At 33.3% G+C, this 8,005-nt stretch carries 7 protein-coding genes; 3 read left to right on the top strand and 4 right to left on the bottom strand.

All coding sequences use genetic code 11. The annotated features are described in order from the left end of the window. Positions 1–358: 358 nt before the first annotated feature. From KBJ98_RS12635 to rnr, 3 genes are read right to left on the bottom strand one after another with little or no spacing between them, the layout of a single operon-like run. A complete protein-coding gene (locus tag KBJ98_RS12635; protein ID WP_210791174.1) occupies positions 359–1,039 on the bottom strand; it encodes a LysE family translocator in 681 nt (226 codons plus the stop codon). A 39-nt stretch (positions 1,040–1,078) separates the two neighbouring features. Then, on the bottom strand, positions 1,079–1,747 hold the full coding sequence (locus KBJ98_RS12630; RefSeq protein WP_210791172.1) for a head GIN domain-containing protein: 669 nt from the start codon (positions 1,745–1,747) through the stop codon (positions 1,079–1,081). 18 nt (positions 1,748–1,765) lie between these two features. Continuing rightward, positions 1,766–3,946: a ribonuclease R gene (rnr, locus tag KBJ98_RS12625; RefSeq protein WP_210791170.1), complete on the bottom strand. Its 2,181-nt coding sequence runs from the start codon at positions 3,944–3,946 to the stop codon at positions 1,766–1,768. A 119-nt stretch (positions 3,947–4,065) separates the two neighbouring features. Between rnr and KBJ98_RS12620 the strand changes: the two genes are divergently transcribed. Together KBJ98_RS12620 and rpiB are read left to right on the top strand one after the other, a co-directional pair. Continuing rightward, positions 4,066–4,299 carry a DUF2007 domain-containing protein gene (locus KBJ98_RS12620; protein ID WP_166132623.1) on the top strand — a complete coding sequence of 78 codons (234 nt, stop codon included), beginning with the start codon at positions 4,066–4,068 and terminating at the stop codon, positions 4,297–4,299. Positions 4,300–5,031: 732 nt separating this feature from the next. Then, entirely contained in the window at positions 5,032–5,463 is a 432-nt protein-coding gene (gene rpiB / locus KBJ98_RS12615) for a ribose 5-phosphate isomerase B (RefSeq protein ID WP_144889894.1), read from the top strand. A gap of 73 nt (positions 5,464–5,536) precedes the next feature. On the opposite strand, the gene KBJ98_RS12610 is transcribed toward rpiB, so the two are convergent. Continuing rightward, the gene (locus tag KBJ98_RS12610) at positions 5,537–5,827 is read right to left on the bottom strand and encodes a DUF1294 domain-containing protein (protein WP_210791168.1); all 291 of its coding nucleotides are present in this window, start codon (positions 5,825–5,827) and stop codon (positions 5,537–5,539) included. A 53-nt stretch (positions 5,828–5,880) separates the two neighbouring features. Here KBJ98_RS12610 and KBJ98_RS12605 point away from each other — a divergent pair, with 53 nt between their 5' ends. After that, on the top strand, positions 5,881–8,004 hold the full coding sequence (locus tag KBJ98_RS12605) for a Tex family protein (RefSeq protein WP_210791166.1): 2,124 nt from the start codon (positions 5,881–5,883) through the stop codon (positions 8,002–8,004). The last annotated feature ends 1 nt before the right edge of the window (position 8,005 follow it).

Below are 8,005 nucleotides of genomic sequence, written 5' to 3'. Positions count from 1 at the left end.
ACGGATGCTTCGAAAGATACACCCTAAAAGCTTCAAAGACAAGATCAAAGTGAATTGGCGAAGCAAGCTTGAGGTTTTTTTATGGTTTATTTTTTGAAAAAATATGGTAAAATAACGGTTCGAATCCGTCCCGAAGCTTAGGTAGATGTATCTAAAACCTTCAAAGACACTTGATTTTTTTTTTTTAGAAAAATTCTCTTTTTAAACCAGTAAGGTATTAAGGAAATTAAGAGTGAAACCGGAAAAATAAATAAAAAATATTTATATTAAAAGCTTAAATGACTTATATGTTAAAATAAAAAAGCCTTGAAACTATTGTATTAGAATCAAGGCTTTGTCAATTATGTAGAATTTAAAATTACTTATTCTCTATTTTTTCAAATGCTTTTTTAACCATTTCTTTTTCTTCAGGAAACCAACCTTGAGTGATTAAAACGATTCCAAAAACCATCATCACTACACTTATTCCTTTTTTTATTTTAAGAATATTGTGTGGAGTTAATCTCGATTTTAATTGTTTAGCCAACAGTATTTTAAAACAATCAATAATTAAATACGAACCAATTACTGATATGAAAAAAGTTAGCATTCTTGATGTCTGCATTTCTAGTTTTGGACCAACAGATATAATAATTGCCAACCAAAAACCCAACACACCAATGTTGATAATGTTAAGCAGAAAACCTTTCATAAAAAGACTGAAATAATTCTTCTTTACAATTTCTCTGTCAATAGAATCGGTGTTTATTTTTTCGACTTTTTTGAGTTGAACAAATGAAATCACACCATAAGCCAACATGATAACTCCTCCAAAAATAAACAGAGCAGGCTGATCTTTCAAACTTTGAATCAATCTGTAACTGCCTAAATACGCAATTGCAATAAAAACAATATCTCCTAAAACAACTCCTAAATCAAAAACCAAAGCTGCACGAAATCCCTTTATAATACTCGTTTCTAGTAAAATAAAAAAAACGGGACCAATCATAAAACTTAGAAAAATTCCCCACGGAATTCCAGACAGTATATCGTTTATCATTAAAAATCTATTTATTATCCTAAAAGGAAAGGCAAAGTACTACTTTTTTTCCAAAATAGTACCACCAATAAATACTTCCTTATTGATTTGTTTGGGTGATCCGTAGATAAAAATTGATCCACCAGCACGTACTTTTGCGTTAACAAGTACACTTGCTTGAATCTCTGATTGTCCTCCCGCAGATACATTGATACTAGTTTGTGATGTATTTAAATCTCTTGCTTCAAGAATGCCTCCAGAAGTAATTTTTACGTCTTGTGTGCTCGCTTTTCCGCTTAGATGAACAATTCCTCCAGAATTTGATTTTACCGTCGTATTATCAACGTCAAGCTCTAGTTTAACATTTGCTCCCGAATTAGAATTTACAGTAAGGCTAGTTTGCTTAAAAACATGTTCACTCTCTACACTACTTCCTTCACTTGCTGAAACAGCTTGGAGTTCTTTAAAATACAATTTGACAGTAATATCCTCTCCTGCTAACAGTTTAGTAAGTGGCATTCTGATTTTTAATTCACCATTTTTATTTACTGTTTCTAACTCATCAGCACGAGCTCCTGTGGCTTCAAGTTTATTCTCTTTACTGGGAATTAACAGTACATTGATTTTGTCAAAAACCTTAACTTCGTCAAAATCACCTAAATTTCTTGTTACTTGTGCTTGGCTCCATTGTGCAACAACAAGGCATACCAATAGTGCTATTTTTTTCATACTTTTTTGAAATAGTTATTATTCATTTCTTCTTAAAAAATTAAAATCCAATTGTTTTTTAACTAAATCGGCATTTTTAACTTTAACGAAAATTTCGTCTCCTAATTGCAATAATCTACCCGAAGTAGCTCCTGTTAGTGCATATTGTTTTTCATCGAAAGTGTAATAATCATCACGAATATCGCGAATACGTACCATTCCTTCGCACTTATTTTCGATAATTTCAACATAAATTCCCCATTCTGTCACACCCGAAATTACACCCAAAAACTCTTGATCCTGATGATCTTGCATGTATTTTACTTGCATGTATTTGATAGAATCACGCTCCGCATTGGTTGCCAAACCTTCCATAGTTGAGGAATGCAAACATTTAGTTTCATACGTTTCTTCATCAACAGATTTTCCTCCATCAAGATAAAACTGTAACAAACGGTGTACCATAACGTCAGGATAACGACGAATTGGTGATGTAAAATGCGAATAATATTCAAAAGCAAGTCCGTAATGACCAATGTTATCAGTAGAATATTTGGCTTTACTCATACTTCTAATAGCCAGTGTATCGATTAAATTTTGCTCTTTTTTACCATTAACATCCGCCATTAATTGATTCAAAGACTTAGAAATATCGCCTTTGTTTCTGAAATCAATTTTGTAACCAAACTTAGCAATTACGGTTTGCATGGCTATTAATTTGTCTTCATTAGGCTCATCGTGAATTCTGTAAATGAAGGTTTTCTTTTGTTTACCAATGTATTCGGCTACTTTTTTATTTGCCAAAAGCATGAACTCTTCAATCAAATGATTGGCATCTCTAGATACTTTAAAGTAAACACCTTGTGGTTCACCCGCATCGTCTAAGTTGAATTTTACTTCGACTTTGTCAAAAGATATCGCACCATCAGCCATTCTCTTTTTTCTAAAAATCTTCGCTATTTCATCCATTTTGAGCGTTGCTACAACAATTTCTGCAGGAACTTGATAAGCTGCTCCAGTGATCGAAATTTCTACAGGAATAACATCTTGTTTCGTTTCTATGATGTGTTGCGCTTCTTCATATGCAAAACGTTGATCCGAGTAAATTACAGTTCGACCAAACCACTGGTTCACAACTTGCGCTTTTTCAGTAATTTCAAATATGGCCGAAAAAGTATATTTCTCTTCATGCGGACGCAAGGAACACGCAAAGTTTGACAACACTTCAGGTAACATAGGTACTACTCTATCCACTAAATAAACCGATGTAGCACGTTGATAAGCTTCATCATCAAGGATAGTTCCCTCTTCTAAATAATACGATACATCAGCAATATGAATTCCTATCTCGTAATTACCATTTTCTAATTCTTTGAAAGACAAAGCATCATCAAAATCTTTAGCATCTTTTGGATCAATGGTAAATGTTAATGTATCACGCATGTCACGACGATTGGCAATTTCTTCTGCCGTAATCGAAGTATCTATTTTTTGTGCATAGGTTTCGACTTCAATAGGAAACTCTGATGGCAAACCGTATTCAGCCAAAATAGCATGAATCTCAGTATCATGTTCACCTGGTTTACCCAAAACTTTCACAACGGTACCAAACGGACTATCGGCACGTTTTGGCCAATCTTCAATATGCACCAAAACCACATCACCTTGCTCCGCCTCTCCTATTTTATCCTTTGGAATAAAAATATCAGTATACATTTTTGGATTGGCAGTAGAGACAAATGCAAAATTAGCTTGAATATCAATTACACCCACAAAGTCAGTTTTGTGTCGTTCTATGACTTCAATTACTTCACCTTCAGGACGTTTTCCTTTTCTGCGGTTGTACACATATACTTTTACGATATCTTTATCTAAAGCATGATTCAAGTTTGCAGTAGGAATAAAAACATCATCCTCAAGATCTGGACAAACAAAAAAGGCTGTTTTACGACCCGTCATATCAATTTTACCTTCGTAATAATCTTGACTGGCAGCTTTTACCAAATACTTACCTGGTTCCGACTCAATAATCTTATTTTGTGAGGCTAATATTTTTAAATCTTTAATGATTTGATTTCTACTAGCTGTATCATCTAACTCTAACTTAGCTCCTATTTGTTTATAATTGAATGCTTTATTGGCACTTTGCGATAATATTTTTAAAATTTTATCTGAGAAATCTTTCTCTTTCTTTATCGGCTTTCTTAATCTTTTACTCATAAATCTGTTCTTAAAAGTCTAAAATTACGAAATACTAAACTGTATTCGACCAAAGCAACCTAGTTTTAAAGAAAATATAACTATAACGGAATAATTGTATCTTTATAAAAACAACACTAATGGACACATTTAAAACGATTGCCATATTCAATTACGCTCACGAAATTGTAGTTATCAAACATTTGCTCGAGCAAGAATCGATTGCCCATTTGTTCGAAAACGAAAATCTTGTTTCAGTCGATCCGTTTGGCAGTTTTGCCTACGGCGGAATCAAACTCAAAATTCATCAAAACGATTTTGAAAAAGTACAAGCTCTTTTGGATCACCTGAACAACAATTTGAAAATCGTTTGAGATCAATTTTAAAAATTTTTGAATTTTCTTTTTTGAAAGTTGTGAACATATATTTAAATAAACAAAAAGAAAATTTAAATTTTAAATCCTTCTTGGTTGTTATTATAGTGTGTTAATAGTGGCAATAAATTTTTTAAAAATAGTATTGTATTTCAGTTTTAAGATGTTATTTGTAGTTATCAACATACTTGTAAAATAGTAAATAGTTGATTTTAAAAGTCTTTTCAATTTTAATTAACAACGGTTGATAATTGTAAACAATTAAAAATTGTAAATAAGTATTTTTAAAAATTCAGTTGATAAAGTGGTTTTGAGTATTGATAACTTTTCTAAAAATTCATCAAACTAAATTAGGAATTAATAAGTCAATTTTTGCTTAGTTATTTTTTCGATTCAACCAAAAAATACTTCTTATTTTCTATCCCAAGTTATGAACAATTTATGTTAACTTAAAGTTAACTGAATATCAAGTAGTTGCGTTTTGGTATTAACAATGCAAAATTTTAACATTTAAATCATACATTTTTTACTGATTTACAAGTATTTATACACTTATTAAAATTGTTAATAACTGCTAAATATTTCATTATTAAGTCTTTAAATAAAATTATAAAAATGGCCTGAAAATAGTGTTTATAACAATCAATTTTCGGCAACAAACTTAGCGGTATTTACTCCTTAATAGTTGAATAGTTTCTCTAAATTTGCAGCACACAACTTAAAACACACAAAATGAAAATTTCAATAGGAAACGATCACGCCGGACCAGATTACAAAAAGGCAATTGTTGAAATGCTTATCGCAAAAGGACATCAAATAACCAATTACGGAACTGATTCAGTTGATAGCGTTGATTATCCTGATTTTGGGCATCCAGTGGCCACTGATGTAACAGAAGGTAAAGCTGATTTAGGAATTGTAATTTGCGGAAGCGGAAACGGAATTGCAATGACTGTTAATAAACATGCTCAAGTTCGTGCTGCTTTGTGTTGGACTAAAGAAATTGCAGTTTTAGCACGCCAACATAATGATGCCAATATTATAAGTATTCCTGCTCGTTTCACTTCAATTCCACAAGTATTAGAAATGGTTGAAGCTTTTATTACTACTGATTTTGAAGGTGGCAGACACCAAAATCGTGTCAATAAAATAGCCTGTCAATAAAATTTAGGCTGCTTCGCAGTTCTAAAATTACATTAAGCCCGGTTTTTCACTGGGCTTTTTTTATTTTCATTGACTAAATTAATGTTTTATCACTTAAAATTTCAAAGTTAAAACATAGATAGAGCAGTGCAATTTGTAAAGTAGCAAGTAACCAAAACTTCCATAAATAGCTTTTTTTGGCTGTTTTATGTCTAAAAAGTAACATTGCAATTCCTGAACCAATTGTTCCACCTAGAAATACAAAACTCAAAAGAGTTCGTTCTGATATTCGTCTTTTTTGATTTTTAGCTAAAAATTTATCATAACCTATACTCACAAAAGCGATTAGGTTTATCACAAAAAAGAAACAGAATAAAACAATCATTTGATTTAAATTGAAGTCAAAGATATTATTTTAGCCTTTAGAAAATAGAGACAATGACAAATATAGATTTCATTAAAAAACAGGTTGCTACAGCAGCCATAAACATTCAAAATACAGTTCAACTTTTACAAGAAGATTGCACGATTCCATTCATTTCCCGTTATCGAAAAGATACCACTGGAAATCTTGATGAAGTACAAATCGAACAAATTGCTAAGCTTCAAAAAGAATACGAAGCAATTGTCAAACGCAAAGAAGCAATCCTAAAATCAATTGAAGAGCAAAACGGATTAACCTCAGAATTAGAAAAAAAAATACAGCAAAGTTTCGATTTACAGGAATTAGAAGATTTGTATTTGCCATTTAAAAAGAAGAAAAAAACCAAAGCTGATGTGGCTCGCGAAAATGGTTTAGAACCTTTAGCGAAAATTATCATGGCTCAAAACAAAGAGGATGTTGATTTCCTAGCTACTAAATATTTGAATGATGCTGTAACTAATGAAGATGCCGCTTTGCAAGGCGCACGAGATATTATTGCCGAATGGATCAACGAAAATATTTTTGTTCGTAAACAATTGCGTCGCCTGTACGAGAGGAAAGCAACCATCACGACCAAAGTAGTAAAAACTAAAAAAGACGAAGAAGGCGCTCAAAAATTCAATCAATATTTTGATTGGTCAGAACCCTTGACAAAAGCACCTTCGCATAGATTACTGGCAATGCTTCGTGCCGAAAACGAAGGTTTTATCAAGTTCAAAGTAGAAGTCGATCTTGATGAAGCTTATGATATTATTGTCGAATTGGTTTTAAAAGGAGACAGTCCAGCCACGCCACACGTGCAACTAGCGATTGAAGACAGCTACAAGCGATTGCTAAACCCTGCTATTTCAAACGAAGCTTTACAGGAAGCTAAAGCCAAGGCTGATGCCAATTCGATTCAAGTTTTTGCTACTAATTTAGGGCAATTATTATTGGCTCCACCGTTGGGCGAGAAACGAATTTTAGCTATTGACCCAGGATTTAGAAGCGGTTGCAAAGTAGTTTGCTTAGATGAAAAAGGTGATTTAATTTACAACGAAACCATTTATCCGCATGCGCCACAAAACGAAACCGCAATGGCCATGAAAAAGATAAAATCAATGGTAAACTCCTATAATATCGACGCCATTTCAATAGGAAACGGAACGGCATCTCGAGAAACCGAATTCTTTATCAAAAAAATTGCTTTTGATAGAACGGTTCAGGTTTTCATTGTTTCAGAGGCGGGTGCTTCGGTATATTCGGCATCAAAAATTGCTCGTGAGGAATTCCCTAATTACGATGTCACGGTTCGTGGTTCGGTGTCTATCGGTCGCCGATTGAGTGATCCTTTGGCCGAGTTGGTAAAAATTGACCCAAAAGCCATTGGCGTAGGCCAATACCAGCACGATGTGGATCAAAGTAAATTGAAAGAAGAACTAGATACCACTGTGGTGCGTTGTGTGAATTCAGTTGGAGTAAACATCAATACGGCGAGTAAACATTTGTTGAGTTATGTGAGTGGGATAGGAGAGAAGCTTGCCGAAAATATTGTGAATTACCGTTCTGAAAATGGTCCTTTTGAGGATCGTAAACAACTTAAAAAAGTACCTCGTTTGGGCGAAAAAGCTTTTCAGCAAGGAGCAGCTTTTATCCGAATTAAAGACGGGAAAAACCCACTGGATAACTCGGCAGTTCACCCCGAAGCCTATTCAATTGTGGAAAAAATGGCTAAAGATTTGAAGCTGAAAGTAACCGATTTAATTGGAAACAAAGAGAAAACAGCCTTAATCAAACCAGAAAATTATGTTACGGCTGAGATAGGTTTATTGACTTTAAAAGACATTATTAAGGAATTAGAAAAACCTGGTTTAGACCCTAGAAAAGCTGCAAAAGTTTTTGAATTTGATCCGAATGTAAAAACTATTAAAGACGTAAAAACAGGAATGATTTTGAACGGAATTGTCAATAACATTACCAATTTTGGTTGTTTTGTAGACTTGGGGATTAAAGAAAGTGGTTTGGTACACATCTCTCAACTCAAAGCAGGCTTTGTTAGCGACGTAAACGAAGTGGTGAAGTTACACCAGCACGTTACCGTAAAAGTCACCGAAGTAGATGAGGATAGAAAGCGAATTCAGTTGACGATGGTTTTGTAAA

Origin of the sequence: Flavobacterium erciyesense, assembly GCF_018069925.1 — a bacterium.
GTDB lineage: Bacteria > Bacteroidota > Bacteroidia > Flavobacteriales > Flavobacteriaceae > Flavobacterium > Flavobacterium erciyesense.
The sequence above is the reverse complement of the archived record's forward strand: the minus strand, read 5'-3'. Positions and strand labels throughout refer to the sequence as shown.

Coding starts and splice junctions, on each gene's coding strand:
- KBJ98_RS12635 (WP_210791174.1), bottom strand. CDS start 1,039: ATGATAAACGATATACTGTCTGGAATTCCGTGGGGAATTTTTCTAAGT.
- KBJ98_RS12630 (WP_210791172.1), bottom strand. CDS start 1,747: ATGAAAAAAATAGCACTATTGGTATGCCTTGTTGTTGCACAATGGAGC.
- rnr (WP_210791170.1), bottom strand. CDS start 3,946: ATGAGTAAAAGATTAAGAAAGCCGATAAAGAAAGAGAAAGATTTCTCA.
- KBJ98_RS12620 (WP_166132623.1), top strand. CDS start 4,066: ATGGACACATTTAAAACGATTGCCATATTCAATTACGCTCACGAAATT.
- rpiB (WP_144889894.1), top strand. CDS start 5,032: ATGAAAATTTCAATAGGAAACGATCACGCCGGACCAGATTACAAAAAG.
- KBJ98_RS12610 (WP_210791168.1), bottom strand. CDS start 5,827: ATGATTGTTTTATTCTGTTTCTTTTTTGTGATAAACCTAATCGCTTTT.
- KBJ98_RS12605 (WP_210791166.1), top strand. CDS start 5,881: ATGACAAATATAGATTTCATTAAAAAACAGGTTGCTACAGCAGCCATA.